We start from the raw sequence: 15365 nt of genomic DNA on the forward strand, positions 1-15365 counted from the left end.
TTATGTCAATTATTTTGCGCTAAAATTCTTTAATTCATCACGAGTTCCAGGAACTTTTACAGCACCTGATTTAATTTTTTCAGACCAATCTTTAATGGCTGCTTCAATTGCATCTTTGTTGGAAGCTTTGCTGTTGATTGGGGCTAAGCCTACACCATCCTCAGCCATACCGTAAAGTGCGATTTCACCGCCAGGGAAATTGCCATCCATAGCCTTCTTAGAAAGGTCTTGCACCGCTACGTCTACACGCTTAAGAGCTGAAGTAAGAACTACATCTGGACCCATGTCGTTTTGGTCACGGTCTACACCAATGGCCCAAATTTCTTTGCTAGGGTCTTTTGCCTTACGGTCAACTGCTTCTTTGAATAATCCGTTTCCAGTAGCGCCAGCTGCGTGGAAAATTACATCCGCGCCAGAAGAATACATTTTAGATGCGATGGATTGTCCAAGTTCCGCTTTATCAAATGCACCGGAATATTGAACATCCACTTTAACCTCTGGTTTAGCTGCCTTTACACCAGCTAAGAAACCAGATTCAAAACGTTCAATTACAGGGATTTCCATACCACCGATGAAACCGATGTGGTTAGATTTTGTTTGAAGTGCAGCTGCTACACCAGCAAGGAATGCTGCTTCTTGCTCTTTGAAAAGTACGCTCGCAACATTTGGTTGTTTAACTTCAGCATCGATGATGGCGAATTGTGCATCCTTTTGCTGTTTCGCGATTTCTTCAACTGCAGCCTGCATTAAGAAGCCGATTCCGTATACTAAATCGAAATCTTGACGTACAAGAGTGTTTAGGTTTGTAGAGTAATCTGCGTCAGATTTGGATTGAAGGTAATCATAGCCGCCCTTACCTTTTTTCATTCCGTTGTCTTGACCGAATTTTTGAAGACCTTCCCATGCAGATTGGTTAAAGGATTTGTCATCGACACCGCCGACATCAGTAACCATTGCTACAGAGAATTTCTTTGCCTTTTCTCCACCTTTAGATGTTTCGGTACCTTTGTTATCATCACTTTTTCCACAAGCACCTAAAAGTGTTCCAGCAGCAAGAACTAATGATAGCGCCATTCCAACTTTACGCATTTTCAAGGTATTGTACCCCCTAAGAAATTTTTGATTGGTTTTTAGTAGAAATGTCCGAAAAGCAAGACTGTTTGCGTTTTCATGATCCTGCAAAAAAATTTTAAGTTCTTTTTCTTAAGACATGAAAACTAAACTTATCAGCTTTAAAATAGTTTACCGAAAATAGGATAGGTTCATCCATTTCATCGAAATGCATTTGTTTTAAAACCAACAATGCTGTTTCCGGATCACATTCTAGAATAGGAGAAATTCGTTCATGATAGCCTATTGGCTCGATTTTGGCAACGGCATATGTAATCCTGCGGTTTGCTTCTCCATCCAATATGTTGAAAAGAGATTCTTCACCATGGGAAAAGGTATCTGGCAAAATACGTTCAGGTACTTTGTCGATACAATAAACAACAGGTTCCCCATTTGCCGTCCTGACCCTTTCTATCACGACCATTTCCTCGTCAGCAGAACATGAAAACCGACGAATATCCTCTTCGGTTGGACCCTGTGTTGATGAACTTAAGAAAATCGTTCCAGGTTTCATACCAGCCTGTTTAATCATGTCAGTGACACTATTAAGCTGTTCAATCCCTGAGGTAAACAATGGCTTTGCATTAACAAAAGTGCCAACCCCATGGCGCCTGATAATAACGTTTTCCTCTTCAAGGATGCGTAGTGCTTCCCTGAGGGTCGCCCTGCTTACACCAAGTTGTTTCGCAAGATCAAATTCAGAGGGTAACTTTTCTTTTTCTTTATATTCCCCTCGTTCAATATCCTGCTTTAAACGATCGATCACTTGCAAGTATAAATGCCGGTTATCTGACTTTATAGACATTGCTGTTTCCTCCAGCTCTTTTCCTAAGACATCAGACCTCTGATATCATTCCTACTAATCGAAATTTATATTAACATTTTTTAAGTGATAAATAAATAGATATTCAAAATTTTGTCGAAAAAAGGCATGAAGATTAAAATTGTCACAAATTCACCTGAAAACACGGGAAGAAATCTGATATAATAAATATCTTCAATTTGGATAATAGGAAATTTTTAGGCAAAAGATAGGAGATTTTTCTTAGACCAATGAAAAATGCATCTACTACTATAGTATCAAATATTTCTCAAACTACTATAAAAAAAAGAGCCCTGGGGCCCTTTTTTAAGAACTCTGTTCCTCTTTAGGTTTTGACTGCAAAACAGCCCTTGGTTTACTTCCTTCATAAGGGCCTACTACTCCCCTTGCTTCCATCTCATCTATCAGACGGGCAGCTCGAGTATAGCCTATGCGAAAACGACGCTGCAGCATCGATACAGATGCTGTTTGCATATCAATAATTAATTCAACTGCTTCATCATATAATTCATCCTCTACGGCACCTGTTACCTCCGGAATATCATCTGGAATCATTTCTTCTTGGTATTGTGCCTTTTGCTGTGAAATGACAAATTCAACGGTTTCTTCAACCTCTTGATCCGATAGGAATGCCCCCTGCACACGAACAGGCTTAGAAGCACCCACTGGTAAAAACAGCATATCCCCTCTGCCGAGAAGCTTTTCAGCCCCTCCCATATCTAAGATCGTTCTTGAATCTGTGCTGCTCGAAACGGCAAAAGCAATTCTTGATGGAATATTTGCTTTGATTACCCCTGTAATGACATCAACTGAAGGCCTTTGGGTAGCTATGATTAAATGAATACCTGCCGCACGTGCCATCTGAGCCAGCCGGGTAATCGAATCCTCTACATCGTTCGATGCTACCATCATTAAATCGGCTAACTCATCTACGATGACAACAATATACGGTAATAGCGGTTGTTTATCATTCTCTTCAAGGTTATGGCGTTTAACATGGTCATTATATCCTTCAATGTTTCGAGTTCCCGTATAGGAGAATAGTTCATATCTTCTTTCCATTTCACTTACTACCTTTTTTAATGCCTGAGACGCTTTTTTAGCATCTGTCACAACAGGAGCAAGTAAATGAGGAATTCCATTATAGACATTTAATTCAACCATTTTTGGGTCAATCATCATTAATTTGACTTCATGCGGCTTGGCACGCATCAAAATACTGGTGATAATTCCATTGATACAAACACTTTTTCCACTTCCGGTTGCTCCGGCAACAAGCATGTGGGGCATTTTATTTAATTCAGCAAGGACCGCTTCTCCTGTAATATCTCTGCCCAAGCCAATCAGCAATTTCGCTTCTGGCTTGTCATTTTGGGTTGCCTCAAGTACCTCCCTGAGGGATACCATCGCTACTTCTGAATTTGGCACTTCAATTCCTATGGCTGATTTACCTGGAATTGGCGCTTCAATTCGAATGTCCTTTGCAGCAAGTGCTAATGCTAAGTCATCACTCAGGCTGACAATTTTACTTACTTTAACCCCTACATCTGGATGAACTTCATATTTCGTTACAGCAGGACCTAAATGTACTTGGGTTACACGGGCTTTAACTCCAAAGCTTTGAAAAGTTCGTTCAAGCTTGGCAGCATTTGCATGAATGAGTTCATATTCTCCGCTTTGATCGGTCTTCTTCGGATGTTTAAGAAGTCGTAAAGGAGGCAGTTCATAGGCTGCATTTTCGACTTCTGTGAAGGTTATTGGCGGAGAATTGTCATCATCGTCTTCTTTTTGTGCTGTTGTTTTTCTTTTAGACTCTTTTGGATTTCTTTGATTCGTTTCCTCTTCGACATATGCCCGGTCAGCAAAACTGGATATAATTGGTTCTGGAATAATCATTTCTTCTTCTACAGACTGAGGCTGTGCACTTATAAGAGGCTGACTTTCGGTTTGAGGATTTTCTTGCTGCTGCCGTCGTTGTGTCTTCCTCTCGTTCCGGCGCTCTTGTTGTTTTTGCTTCCATTCAGACATATCCGTTGTAAAAGCTTCCCATTGATTTTTTGTAAAACCAAACAAAGTAACCATAATTTTTCCGACAAAATCGCCAAAGGATTTACCGGTCAATAAAATAAATCCGATTAATATAAAGATAAAAGCGATAATTTTTGTACCGGTTTCTGCGAATAAGTAATGAAATAACGCAAATAAAATAGCTCCTAAAATTCCGCCTCCAAGATCGGTTGTACTCGTTTCCCCTTTTAAGTCCATCTTAAATAATTCCCATGTGTTACTAATGACACTTGGATCATTAAATTTCCCATCATTCGTTAACAAATGAAAAAGGGTTACATGACTTAAAAGCAAGAGAGCTGAAATAATAAAATAGCTCCCCACTAATTTAATATGGAAGAAAAAAGGAAGCTGACGTTTCCACATTAAATAAATGCTTAATAAAACTAAGCCGATTAAACCAAGCATATACCATTCACCCATCCAGAATCGGAAAAAGAGAACGGTCGCTTTTCCAACTGCTCCCAGCTTTGCAATCGAAATGATCGCTAACGCTAATAGGGCTAATGCTGATAATTCATATTGTAGTGTTCGTTTAATTTGATTATCTCTTCTTTTAGGTTGTCTTCTCTTTTTTTTAGCCATCTGATCACCTTGTATATAAATTATGGAATATTTAGAACGGTAAAAAGGAAGAAAGCAGCCTGATTGGCTGCTCTTGTCTATTTAACCTGATTATACCATAACTTCTTTAGAAAGCGGACAATCCTTCAAGGCTGGAAATAGAAATTTTTGAACCAGGGCATATTCTCTCATCTAAATAGTGCTGTGGGTCACTGCTTAAAATACGAACAACATGGACATTTTGTTGATCCGTAAATTCTACTAAAAGCGGGATCCCTTGATAAGTGATCATCTGCTGCTTCTGGAACGGTTCTGTTTCATAGGGAAAAATAAGTTCCTGCGGCATCATCGTGTATAAGATCATTGAATCAACCCTTCGCTTTTTTCTTTATTCATATCAATCATTTCATTTAATTTCTTCATTGCATGCCCAAGTCCGCCAACTTCATCAATTAATCCATATTTTACAGCGTCGACGCCAATGACATTTGTTCCAATGTCTCTAGTTAGGTTCCCCTTTGCAAACATTAAATCTTTAAAAGTTTCCTCGGGTATTTTGGAATGTTTTGTTACAAAATTAACAACACGTTCCTGCATTTTGTCTAAATATTCGAAGGTTTGCGGCACCCCGATTACCAAACCCGTTAAACGGATAGGATGAATTGTCATTGTAGCCGTCTCGGCAATAAACGAATAATTACAGCTAACCGCAATAGGGACTCCTATCGAATGACCGCCGCCTAATACAATAGACACAGTTGGTTTTGATAGAGTTGCTAACATTTCTGAAATGGCTAATCCAGCTTCCACATCTCCTCCAACCGTATTTAAGATTATTAAGACACCTTCAATTTTAGGATTTTGTTCAATTGCGACCAGCTGGGGAATGATGTGCTCATATTTGGTTGTTTTATTTTGCGGCGGCAGTGCCATATGCCCCTCTATCTGGCCAATAATGGTCAAACAATGAATTCGTGAATCATTAGAAAGCTGGGGAACGTTTGTCTGACCAAGCTGTTGAATTTTCTCTATTAAAGGAGAAGTAGATTTTTCCTCTTTTTGAGGCTCTGTACCTTCCCCATTGCCATTTTCATTTTTTTGAAAATTATTCATCCTAATACTCCCTTCAAGCATGATATATTTTAGTATTTACCTCCTATACAAAATCATGCCAACAGAAATTCCTAAATTAAAAAGACACTGGTACCCCAGTGCCTTTTCTGTGTTTATTTAATTATACTTCCATAATGATTGGGAGAATCATGGGACGTCTTTTGGTTTTTTCAAATAAAGAACGATTTAAGTCATCTCTTATTTCCTGCTTTAGGCTGGCCCATTCAAAGGTGTCCTTGGCAATATTTCTTTCAACGATATCACGGACTAATTTTGTGGATTCCTCCATCAATTTTTCCGATTCACGGACATAAACAAAACCTCTTGAAATGATTTCAGGTCCTGCTGCTATTTTCTTTTCTTGTTTGGTTAAGGTTACAACGACGATTAGAATACCATCTTGTGATAATAGTTTTCGGTCACGCAGTACAATGTTTCCTACATCGCCAACACCGATTCCATCGATCAGGACATTCCCAGAAGGAACCTTCCCAGTGATCGCTAGTTTTTCTTCCTTCAGTTCAACTATATCTCCACGGTCCGGGATTAAAATTTGTTCATCTTTAAGGCCACATTCGAGCGCCAATTTTCGGTGAGCCTTTAACATTCGATATTCCCCATGAACAGGAATAAAGAATTTTGGCTGCATAAGGTTAATCATAAACTTCAATTCTTCTTGACTGCCGTGACTCGAGACATGTATTGTCCGTTTGCCGGAGATAACATTTGCTCCCGCTCTGAACAGCATATCCACCGTTTTAAATAAAAACACTTCACTTCCGCGAAGCGGGGATGCCGCGATAAGTACCGTATCACCAGGTTCTATGTTCACTAGCTTATGAGCTTGCTTGGCCATTTTTTGCAGGGCTTCGATTGGCTCTCCCTGGCTTCCTGTCATCAGAACAACAATCTCACGATCAGGGTAATCCTTTATTTCTTGGATGGGAATGATTAAATCCTCTGCAACCTCTAAATACCCTAAATCGAGGGCGATATGATAAATTCGTTCAAGACTTTTGCCAACCACCGCAACTTTGCGCTTGTTTTCTGCAGCGGCATCAAAAATATGCTGCATTCGATTAATATCCGAGGCAAAGCAGGCTGCAATAATTCTTCCTGGAGCATTATAAAAGGCATTGGACATTTCCCGCTCAACAATGGCTTCAGAAGTAGTATAACCAGGTTTTTCTGCTTCGGTGCTATCAGACATTAAGCAGAGTACACCCTGTTCCCCGATAGAAGCCATTTTTCCAATCTCAGGCTTGTACAGCTTAGTGGCAGCTTGGTCAAATTTAAAATCACCTGTATAAACGATAATACCTTCAGATGTATGGATACAAACACCAACCGAATCAGGGATACTGTGATTAGTCCTGAAAAAGCTTACATTAACTGAATCTAAATCTACAATTGTATTTGAATCCACCTCAATGAAATTTGCTTTTCCATTAAAGTCTTGCTCTTTCAATTTCGCATTTGCAAGAGCTAAAGTTAGTTTTGTGCCATAAACCGGTACGTCGATTTGTCTTAGCACATAGGAAAGTGCGCCGATGTGGTCCTCATGTCCATGTGTTAAAAAGATTGCTTTTACCCGATCCTTATTTTCCTTTAAATATGTAATATCAGGAATTACCATATCAATGCCAAGCATTTCTTCCTCGGGGAACATTAAGCCGGCATCAATTATGAATATGTCTGTGTCTACTTCAACAAGATACATATTCTTTCCGATTTCTCCAATACCACCAAGTGTTATAAACTTGATGGAGTTATTTTTTTTCTTTATCACGTTCCGTTTCCTCCTATGCTGAGTTGACCCGATCGAAATCAGTTATGATTATTATACTTGAAATTAGAAAACCTTTACAACATAAAAAAGCGAAAGCACCTTGAACAGGAAAAAAGCAGTTCATTTTACCCTAGGCGCTTTCGCTGAATTTCTAAAAAGAAAAGCCAACCGAACTCATCTTTCGGCTGGCTTAAAAAAGTTATTTATTCTGTAAAATTGAAATTAATGTTGCTCGTTCTTGTTCTGTTAATCCCACTAGTGGCAGTCGTACAGATCCGACGTCCAATCCTTTTAACTGCAACGCTGTTTTAACGGGAGCAGGACTAGGAGCGGCAAACAGCCCCTTCATGATTGGCAGCAGTTCCTGATGAAGTTTGGCAGCTTTTTTATTTTCGCCTTCAAAGAACGCTGCAATCATTTCTTGCATTTCATTTCCGATTACATGGGAAGCAACCGAGACTACACCTGTACCTCCAATAGCAAGCACAGGAAGAGTTATGGCATCATCACCGCTATATAAGAGAAAATCATCATCCGTGTTAGCAATAATGTGTGTAATGGCATTTAAATCGCCGCTTGCTTCCTTCACTGCAACAATATTAGATATTTTTGCAAGGCGTATAATTGTCTCTGGAAGTATATTAACAACCGACCTTGCAGGAATATTATAGACCATTACCGGCAGGGAAGTCGCCTCAGCAACAGTTTTAAAATGCTGATATAAGCCTTCTTGATTGGGTTTATTATAATACGGAGCAACCACCATAATACCATCAACACCAAGCTGCTCTGCTTTTTTAGTTAATTCCACTGAAGCATAGGTATTATTGCTTCCTGTACCGGCAATTACCGGAACACGTTTATTAACCACCTTCACCACATGAGCAAACAGGGCCAATTTTTCCTCTTTTGACAGAGTAGGTGATTCACCAGTAGTACCAGCTATTACAAGTGATTCTGTACCATTTTCAATTAAATAATTAACTAATTGTGTAGTTTTGGCAAAATCTATATGCCCTTTATTATCAAAAGGAGTAACCATTGCCGTGGACAATCGCCCAAAATGAACCATTTTCTTTCTCCTTTCAAACCCCTAGTAAGAAATTATAAATCCGAAAGTTTAAATTCAAGGGACTCTTCTTCTAATTGAAAGGCATCATGTAATGCATTTACTGATTTAACTAAGTCATCTTGTTTGACTAAAACCCAAATTGTAGTATGGCTGTCTGCAGATTGTAAAATTCGAATTCCCTGATCGGATAATGCCGTTACGATTTTGGAAGTTACCCCTGGAACACCTGCAATTCCTGCTCCAACAACGGATACCTTTGCGCAATGACGCTCCACTTGCGGGTCATGACCCATTTCCTTTAATACCTTTATGGCCAGATCCGTCATTTCATCTGTAACCGTATAGACAACACCATTTGGCGAGATATTGATAAAATCAACACTAATTTTTTCATTGGCCATTGCTTTAAAGACTTCTGCCTGCAAGTAATATTGATCTTTCTTTGCAAACACCTTTATTTGGGTGACATTTGAGACGTGGGCAATCCCCGTAACAGTCCGTTCTCTTATGTCACTGCCGCGATTATCCTTATTTAACGTTGTCACCAACGTACCCAAGGTATCAGTATAGGTTGAGCGAATCCGAATTGGCACTTTTGCCTGCATCGCAATTTCAACTGCTCTTGGATGGATGACCTTTGCACCCTGATAGGCCATATTACAAACCTCTGTATAGGTGACAACAGAAAGTGGGCGTGCATTTTCAGCGATGCGCGGGTCTGCTGTCATGATCCCTTCTACATCAGTAAATATATCAATCCATTCTGCATTTAAGGCAGCACCAAGAGCCGCTGCTGAAGTATCACTTCCGCCTCTGCCAATGGTTGTTACATCCCCATTTTTAGCGGCACCCTGGAAGCCGGCAACCACAACAACATCGTTATTTTCTAATTCTCTTAAGAGACGGTCGCATTTCATTTCGTTAATTTTTGCATTGGTGTGGTCATTATTAGTTTTGAACCCTGCTTGAGCCCCTGTTAAGGCTGCTGCATTTATACCGCTTTCCAATAGCATATTCGTAAACACAATACTCGAAATTACCTCTCCGCAGGACAATAATAAATCATGTTCCCGTTTTGAGATTTTGCTTAAGTTCCCGCCAATTAATGATAAGAGAGTGTCAGTCGCATAGGGATCTCCCTTTCTCCCCATCGCTGAAACCACTACTACCACTTTATAGCCTTCCGCTAAAGCTTTCTCAATATGTCTTTGAGCATGTTTTCGGCTTTTCTCATCCTTAACAGATGTCCCGCCAAATTTTTGTACAATAATCTTCATGTAACACCAAACCCTACCTTTTTTGAGGTAACTTTATTTTACTAGACCTAATTTTACTAAGCTTTCGGCAATCTGGACTGAATTCCAGGCAGCTCCTTTTAGAAGATTGTCAGAAACTACCCACATATGGAAACCGCGGTCTTCATCGATATCCTTTCTAATCCGTCCTACAAATACATCATTTTTCCCGACACAATGAGCTGGCATTGGATAAATTTGATTTTCAGGATCATCCTGCAAGATTACCCCTGGTGCGTCCTTTAAAAGTGCTTTAATGTCGTTCGCACTTACACCCTCTGCCTCAACTTCAAAATAAACGGATTCAGAATGCCCTACTGCAACTGGCAGACGTACACAAGTAGCAGATACCTGCAGCTCAGGAAGGTGCATAATTTTCTTCGTTTCATTAATCATTTTCATTTCTTCATAGGTATAGCCATTATCTTGGAATTTATCAATTTGCGGAATCGCGTTAAAAGCAATTTGATAATGATTTTTATCTGATTTTACAGGTAAAATAGCTGGATCATATGACTCTTCATTTAAAATAGCCTTTGTTTGATCCATCAATTCTTGAATTGCTGCTGCACCTGCTCCGGAAACAGCTTGATAGGTTGACACAATAACTTTTTTCAAGCCATATTTTTGACGAACAGGTTCTAATGCTACTACCATTTGTATTGTGGAGCAGTTTGGATTCGCAATAATTCCATTATGTTGATGCAAATCAGCTTCGTTTACTTCTGGCACAACTAGCGGAATATCTGTATCCATCCGAAACGCACTAGTGTTGTCCACGACGATGGCGCCTCGTTTTACAGCTTCGGGAGCAAGTTCCTTGGAAACACTGCCGCCCGCACTGAAAAGAGCAATATCTACACCTTCAAAGCTTTCAGGCTTTGCTTCCTGAATTGCTATTTCTTGACCATTGACCTCTACTATTTTTCCTGCAGAGCGTGCAGAGGATAGTAAGGATAATTTTCTAATAGGGAAATTTTCTTTTAATAAAGTTTGGATCATTTGTTGTCCAACCGCTCCTGTTGCCCCTACCACCGCAACGTGATATCCATTTTGATTCATGCTAGTTCCCCTTTCATATCGACTGGCGGGTTATTTCCTTCATTTAGTTCTTTAGCCAGCTTGTCGTAATATAGTATTGTTAAACTCGAGCAGTGGGTTAATCTTTTAACCCACTGCCAGAGAGATTAATTTATTTTATCATATTCCCAGAAAGAAATAACCTTTTTTGCCGAAAGAGGTCAGTTATTTAGTCACCATCTTTATATCGTTCCACTAGCACCGGTTGAATTTGTCTACCTTCGATAGCTGCTTCCACTGTTTCCGATAGCATCGTCATTCGTGCCACCATGGAATTAGGCTTCTTAATAGGATCATCTTGACCATATGGTATAAAAAAGATATTTTTCGTGGCCATTAATCTCATTAAGTTTACTCCATTTAATCCTAGAGCATCATTTGTAGAAATTCCGAGAACCACAGGCTTTAGGTTCCTTAATGTTGCTTTCGCAGCCATTAATACGGGGCTGTCATTCATTGCGTTGGCAAATTTACTCATGGATACGCCAGTCAATGGAGCAATAACCATGCAATCTAAAGGTATTTTTGGACCTAACGGTTCAGCCTTAACGATCGAATCAATAACCTTGTTACCCGTTAAATCTTCAATTCGCTCTACCCAATCTTCACCTTTTCCGAATCGGGTTTCTGTATTTTTTACAGTAAAAGTCACAACTGGCAGTACCTCTGCTCCCGCGAGCACCAGCTTTTCAATTTCTGGAAAGACAGCATCGTAAGTACAATGGGAGCCGGTTAAACCAAAGCCAATTCTTTTACCTCTTAAACTCATTTCACTTTCCCCTTTCGCCCGTCTAAATCTTCTTGCAGCAGTTGAGCAAGGACATTTGCCAGTATTTGACCTGCTGTTTTTGGTGCGACAATACCAGGAAGCCCTGGTGCAAGCAAGGCTTTGATACCTCTTTTTTCGGCATACCGGAAATCAGTTCCACCCGGTTTTGAGGCAAGATCAATAATGAGCGTGTGTGAAGGTAATTGTGATATCACCAAAGCTGTTACGATTAAATGTGGTGCTGTATTTATCAGAATATCGGTATCCTTCACTTTATTGACAAGATCGTTTAAATGGAATGGAGTTAAACCCATTTCTGTGATACGTGCCAAATGCTCGCTTTTTCTTGCTCCAACCTTCACCTTTGCTCCTAGTGCTGCAAAGGTTCTTGCCACACTCATACCACATCTTCCGAGTCCTAAAACGGTAATATGGGACCCGTGAATGGTAAAGTCCGTATGCTGAATGGCCATCATAATGGTTCCTTCTACGGTCGGAATTGAATTATAGATAGCCACGTCATCCCGTTCGAATAATTGCACGAGAGGTCGTTTGCTTTGTTTGGTAATTCCATTCAAATAGCCGTTGCTAATTCCTGAATAAATCGTACAGTGTTCAGGTGTTTTTCCAAGCATTTCTTCTGTGAGAACAACCTTTTCATTTGAAAAGATCGTTTCCACCTGTCCTTCTAAATTTGTCCCGGGCACCGGTAAGATGATTGCGTCTATATTTGAAAAATCAACTTCATCCAATTTTTCCTTAACCGCACCAGTAAAGGCATGGTCAAGCTGCTCGAAACCAATTAGCGATATTCTCGCATCTAATTCAGTTAACTTTCGGATGATTTCCAGCTGTCTGGCATCTCCACCAATCACGGCTATCTGCATCCCTGTCAGCATGAAAACATTCACCTTCTTTTTAAAAAAATCCCTTTAGGATTCCTTTTCTTCTTATCACTTCAACATCTTATGTAAGTTGCTTAAAATCGGTGAGTTTTCCACCCATAGTAAAATAAAAAAAGCCCAAGCAAGGTTTTATTTGCTTGGGCTTTAAGAATATCTATTCATTTTCTGGAACATCAATAATGATCATATCCGACCCTATTTTTTTAATATGGTCCCAGGGGACTCTTATTTCTTCACCTTGTTTGCGAAATCCAAACCATTTTACTGACGGAATGAGAAGTGCTTGGATTTGTCCTGTACTTACATTAATTTCTAAATCGGTTTGACCAAGAACACCGAGGCGCTCTGCCTTTTTTACATCGACAATTTCTTTTCCGCTTAATTCACTTAACCTCATTTAAAAGAACTCCCCTCTTCTCCCTTTACTAATAGTTTATAGATGGAGTCCTTTATTTAGAATAAAGAAAAAACAGTTCGTACAGGAACTGTTTTTTAAGCAAGTTTATTTGGGAATTCTCCATCTGGACTAATTAAGGTCACAGAATACTTATCATTAAATACTTGTCGGGCCATTTCATCGACACTGTTTTTTGAAACTAGATCAATTTGTTCGATAATTTCATCCAATGAACGATGGCGTTTTAACAGCAGTTCATTTTTACCATTGCGGCTCATTCTGCTATTGGTACTTTCTAAGCTTAACATCAAGCTTCCTTTTAACTGTTCTTTACTATTAATTAATTCTTTTTCGGTAATGCCGTTTTGTTTCAATTTATCCAGGGTTTCTTGGATCGTCTCAAATAACACATCCAGTTGTTTCGCTCCAGTTCCACCATATACCGTTACCACGCCGCTATCCTGATAGGCTGAGTGATACGAAAAAACGGAGTAAGCTAAGCCTCGTTGTTCACGAACTTCTTGGAACAATCTTGAACTCATGCTGCCGCCTAATATATTGTTCAGGGTAATAAGACTATAAATGTCTTCATGTCCCACCTTTAAGCCTTCAAATCCAATACATAAATGAGCTTGCTCTGTTTCCTTTTTTCGCGAAATTCGATTGGAATGAAAAGCGGGAATATTCTCTGGGGTTTCCTTGGCCCCTCCTTGATACGAGCCGAAATAGTTCTCAACTTCTTGAATAAATGCTTCTGATACATTACCTGCAATTGAAATAACAACGTTTTCAGGAGTGTATCTTTCTTTAATATATTCTTTAAGTGTCTCACCACTAAAGGTATTTAATGTTTCTTCCGTACCTAAAATGGGGTATCCAAGCGGATGATCTTCATATATAGCCCTGCTTAATAAATCATGAACAATATCGTCTGGTGTATCTTCATACATTTTTATTTCTTCCAAGACAACATTTTTCTCTTTCTTTAATTCCTCTTCCACAAAAGTGGAATTAAAAAACATATCTGCTAATACATCTAAAGCAAATTTGGAATGGGTATCAAGAACCTTTGCATAATAGCAAGTGTACTCCTTTGAGGTAAAGGCATTAACCTGGCCTCCAATGCTGTCAAAGGACTCAGCAATTTCCTTAGCAGTACGTGTAGATGTTCCTTTAAAGAACATGTGCTCCAGGAAATGAGAAATACCATTTCTCGCAGGATCTTCATTCCTAGAACCAGTTCCAATCCAAATTCCAATTGCAACAGATCGTACGGTAGGAATATTTTCTAATACAATTCTTACTCCATTTTGGCAAGTGTATTTATTTATCATCGACTTCCTCCTGTCTCTAAACAGCAGATGTTACTATCCAATTGTTAATTATACTTTTAATGTCTATTTTCTCCAAACTTTTGGAACTCTTACTTTATTTATTTTATGATTCTATTTTCACTCATTAACTCCGAAACCGTACCAATCTTTAAATTTTTTTGTTCAATTAGCGTGATTAAACGATCCAGCGATTTTGCGGTGGATTCAGTTGGATGCATGAGAACCATAGAACCATTATTAATTTTTGTTATGACCCGATTAATTAATACTTCAGGGGAAGGCTTTTGCCAATCAATAGTATCAACAGTCCACATGACTGTTTTCATGTGTAATTCATTGGCTACTTTTACTGTTTCATCCCTGTAACTTCCGCTTGGAGGAGCAAACCATTCACTTTTTTCACCAGTAGCTGCTTCAATCACTTCATTTGTCCTGATTATTTGCTGCCTTGCCTGAGCGGCGGTCAGTCTTTTCATATCTGGGTGGGAATAGGAATGATTGCCTACCTCATGACCAGCACTGACTATCATTTTTGCAAGCTCTGGATTGTTTTTGACCCAATTACCTTCCAGAAAAAAACTGGTGGAAATATGATGTTCTTTCAGCGTTGCGAGCATTTGTGATAAATATTCATTGCCCCAGGCAACATTGATGATAAAGGAAACCATCGGTTTATCTGGGTTGCCTTTATAAATCGGGGAAGGCGGCAAATCATTAAGGTGAACCTTTGGTTTAATTTGTGTAAAAACCAGTTTATTTTTATCAAAAATGCCTTTTGATTTCATATTTTTATATGAGGCTGCAATATTTACCTTCAGTCCATTATATCCAGGAATGGCCTTCCATACTGGATCTATTTTGGCATCGGAAGGTGAAATTTCATATGTAGGCGCCTTTTTCTCAATTGTTTGATAAAGAGAATCGGTCTGTTTTGCTGCCGGAAGTGATGTTTCCGTCAATTTGGTAACATATCTGTTTACAAATGGATTGTTGACTGATATCCATGCAATTAAAATAATAATCATCAAAATAAATGACTTTCTCATC

Annotated in this window: 14 protein-coding genes; all 14 read right to left on the reverse strand. The window is 39.2% G+C overall.

The window, feature by feature from the left end:
- Positions 1 to 9 precede the first annotated feature (9 nt).
- The gene (locus LC455_RS04320) at positions 10 to 1095 is read right to left on the reverse strand and encodes a BMP family lipoprotein (protein WP_223588466.1); all 1086 of its coding nucleotides are present in this window, start codon (positions 1093 to 1095) and stop codon (positions 10 to 12) included.
- A 94-nt stretch (positions 1096 to 1189) separates the two neighbouring features.
- Positions 1190 to 1915: a GntR family transcriptional regulator gene (locus LC455_RS04325; protein ID WP_223588467.1), complete on the reverse strand. Its 726-nt coding sequence runs from the start codon at positions 1913 to 1915 to the stop codon at positions 1190 to 1192.
- Between the two features lie 324 nt (positions 1916 to 2239).
- Positions 2240 to 4585 (reverse strand): FtsK/SpoIIIE family DNA translocase, encoded by a 2346-nt coding sequence (locus LC455_RS04330; RefSeq protein WP_223588469.1) that lies wholly within the window; start codon positions 4583 to 4585, stop codon positions 2240 to 2242.
- A 106-nt stretch (positions 4586 to 4691) separates the two neighbouring features.
- Positions 4692 to 4928, reverse strand: a complete 237-nt coding sequence (locus LC455_RS04335) for a YlzJ-like family protein (protein ID WP_223588470.1) — start codon at positions 4926 to 4928, stop codon at positions 4692 to 4694.
- Entirely contained in the window at positions 4925 to 5677 is a 753-nt protein-coding gene (locus LC455_RS04340; RefSeq protein WP_223588472.1) for a ClpP family protease, read from the reverse strand. Before LC455_RS04340 ends, LC455_RS04335 begins: the two co-directional genes overlap by 4 nt.
- 121 nt (positions 5678 to 5798) lie before the next feature.
- Entirely contained in the window at positions 5799 to 7466 is a 1668-nt protein-coding gene (locus LC455_RS04345) for a ribonuclease J (RefSeq protein ID WP_317851401.1), read from the reverse strand.
- 199 nt (positions 7467 to 7665) lie between these two features.
- Positions 7666 to 8538, reverse strand: coding sequence for a 4-hydroxy-tetrahydrodipicolinate synthase (gene dapA / locus LC455_RS04350; RefSeq protein WP_223588474.1), 873 nt, complete (start codon positions 8536 to 8538; stop codon positions 7666 to 7668).
- 32 nt (positions 8539 to 8570) lie between these two features.
- Positions 8571 to 9815: an aspartate kinase gene (gene dapG, locus LC455_RS04355; RefSeq protein WP_223588475.1), complete on the reverse strand. Its 1245-nt coding sequence runs from the start codon at positions 9813 to 9815 to the stop codon at positions 8571 to 8573.
- A gap of 33 nt (positions 9816 to 9848) precedes the next feature.
- Positions 9849 to 10895, reverse strand: a complete 1047-nt coding sequence (gene asd / locus LC455_RS04360; protein ID WP_223588477.1) for an aspartate-semialdehyde dehydrogenase — start codon at positions 10893 to 10895, stop codon at positions 9849 to 9851.
- 187 nt (positions 10896 to 11082) lie between these two features.
- Complete coding sequence (gene dpaB / locus LC455_RS04365; protein ID WP_223588478.1) at positions 11083 to 11682, reverse strand: dipicolinate synthase subunit B; 600 nt, start codon at positions 11680 to 11682, stop codon at positions 11083 to 11085.
- The gene (dpaA, locus tag LC455_RS04370; protein ID WP_223588480.1) at positions 11679 to 12581 is read right to left on the reverse strand and encodes a dipicolinic acid synthetase subunit A; all 903 of its coding nucleotides are present in this window, start codon (positions 12579 to 12581) and stop codon (positions 11679 to 11681) included. The genes dpaB and dpaA overlap by 4 nt, the downstream gene beginning before the upstream one ends.
- 160 nt (positions 12582 to 12741) lie before the next feature.
- Positions 12742 to 12984 (reverse strand): YlmC/YmxH family sporulation protein, encoded by a 243-nt coding sequence (locus LC455_RS04375; RefSeq protein ID WP_223588482.1) that lies wholly within the window; start codon positions 12982 to 12984, stop codon positions 12742 to 12744.
- A gap of 95 nt (positions 12985 to 13079) precedes the next feature.
- The gene (locus LC455_RS04380) at positions 13080 to 14318 is read right to left on the reverse strand and encodes a M16 family metallopeptidase (protein ID WP_223588483.1); all 1239 of its coding nucleotides are present in this window, start codon (positions 14316 to 14318) and stop codon (positions 13080 to 13082) included.
- Positions 14319 to 14416: 98 nt separating this feature from the next.
- Entirely contained in the window at positions 14417 to 15364 is a 948-nt protein-coding gene (locus LC455_RS04385; protein WP_223588485.1) for a polysaccharide deacetylase family protein, read from the reverse strand.
- Position 15365: the final 1 nt, after the last annotated feature.

This window comes from Neobacillus bataviensis (genome assembly GCF_019969725.1).

Excerpts from the sequence above, each read along its gene's own strand:
- dapG (WP_223588475.1), bottom strand. The coding sequence starts at position 9,815 with ATGAAGATTATTGTACAAAAATTTGGCGGGACATCTGTTAAGGATGAG.
- LC455_RS04325 (WP_223588467.1), bottom strand. The coding sequence starts at position 1,915 with ATGTCTATAAAGTCAGATAACCGGCATTTATACTTGCAAGTGATCGAT.
- LC455_RS04380 (WP_223588483.1), bottom strand. The coding sequence starts at position 14,318 with ATGATAAATAAATACACTTGCCAAAATGGAGTAAGAATTGTATTAGAA.
- dpaB (WP_223588478.1), bottom strand. The coding sequence starts at position 11,682 with ATGAGTTTAAGAGGTAAAAGAATTGGCTTTGGTTTAACCGGCTCCCAT.
- LC455_RS04340 (WP_223588472.1), bottom strand. The coding sequence starts at position 5,677 with ATGAATAATTTTCAAAAAAATGAAAATGGCAATGGGGAAGGTACAGAG.
- dpaA (WP_223588480.1), bottom strand. The coding sequence starts at position 12,581 with ATGCTGACAGGGATGCAGATAGCCGTGATTGGTGGAGATGCCAGACAG.
- LC455_RS04330 (WP_223588469.1), bottom strand. The coding sequence starts at position 4,585 with ATGGCTAAAAAAAAGAGAAGACAACCTAAAAGAAGAGATAATCAAATT.
- dapA (WP_223588474.1), bottom strand. The coding sequence starts at position 8,538 with ATGGTTCATTTTGGGCGATTGTCCACGGCAATGGTTACTCCTTTTGAT.
- LC455_RS04335 (WP_223588470.1), bottom strand. The coding sequence starts at position 4,928 with ATGATCTTATACACGATGATGCCGCAGGAACTTATTTTTCCCTATGAA.
- LC455_RS04375 (WP_223588482.1), bottom strand. The coding sequence starts at position 12,984 with ATGAGGTTAAGTGAATTAAGCGGAAAAGAAATTGTCGATGTAAAAAAG.
- asd (WP_223588477.1), bottom strand. The coding sequence starts at position 10,895 with ATGAATCAAAATGGATATCACGTTGCGGTGGTAGGGGCAACAGGAGCG.
- LC455_RS04385 (WP_223588485.1), bottom strand. The coding sequence starts at position 15,364 with ATGAGAAAGTCATTTATTTTGATGATTATTATTTTAATTGCATGGATA.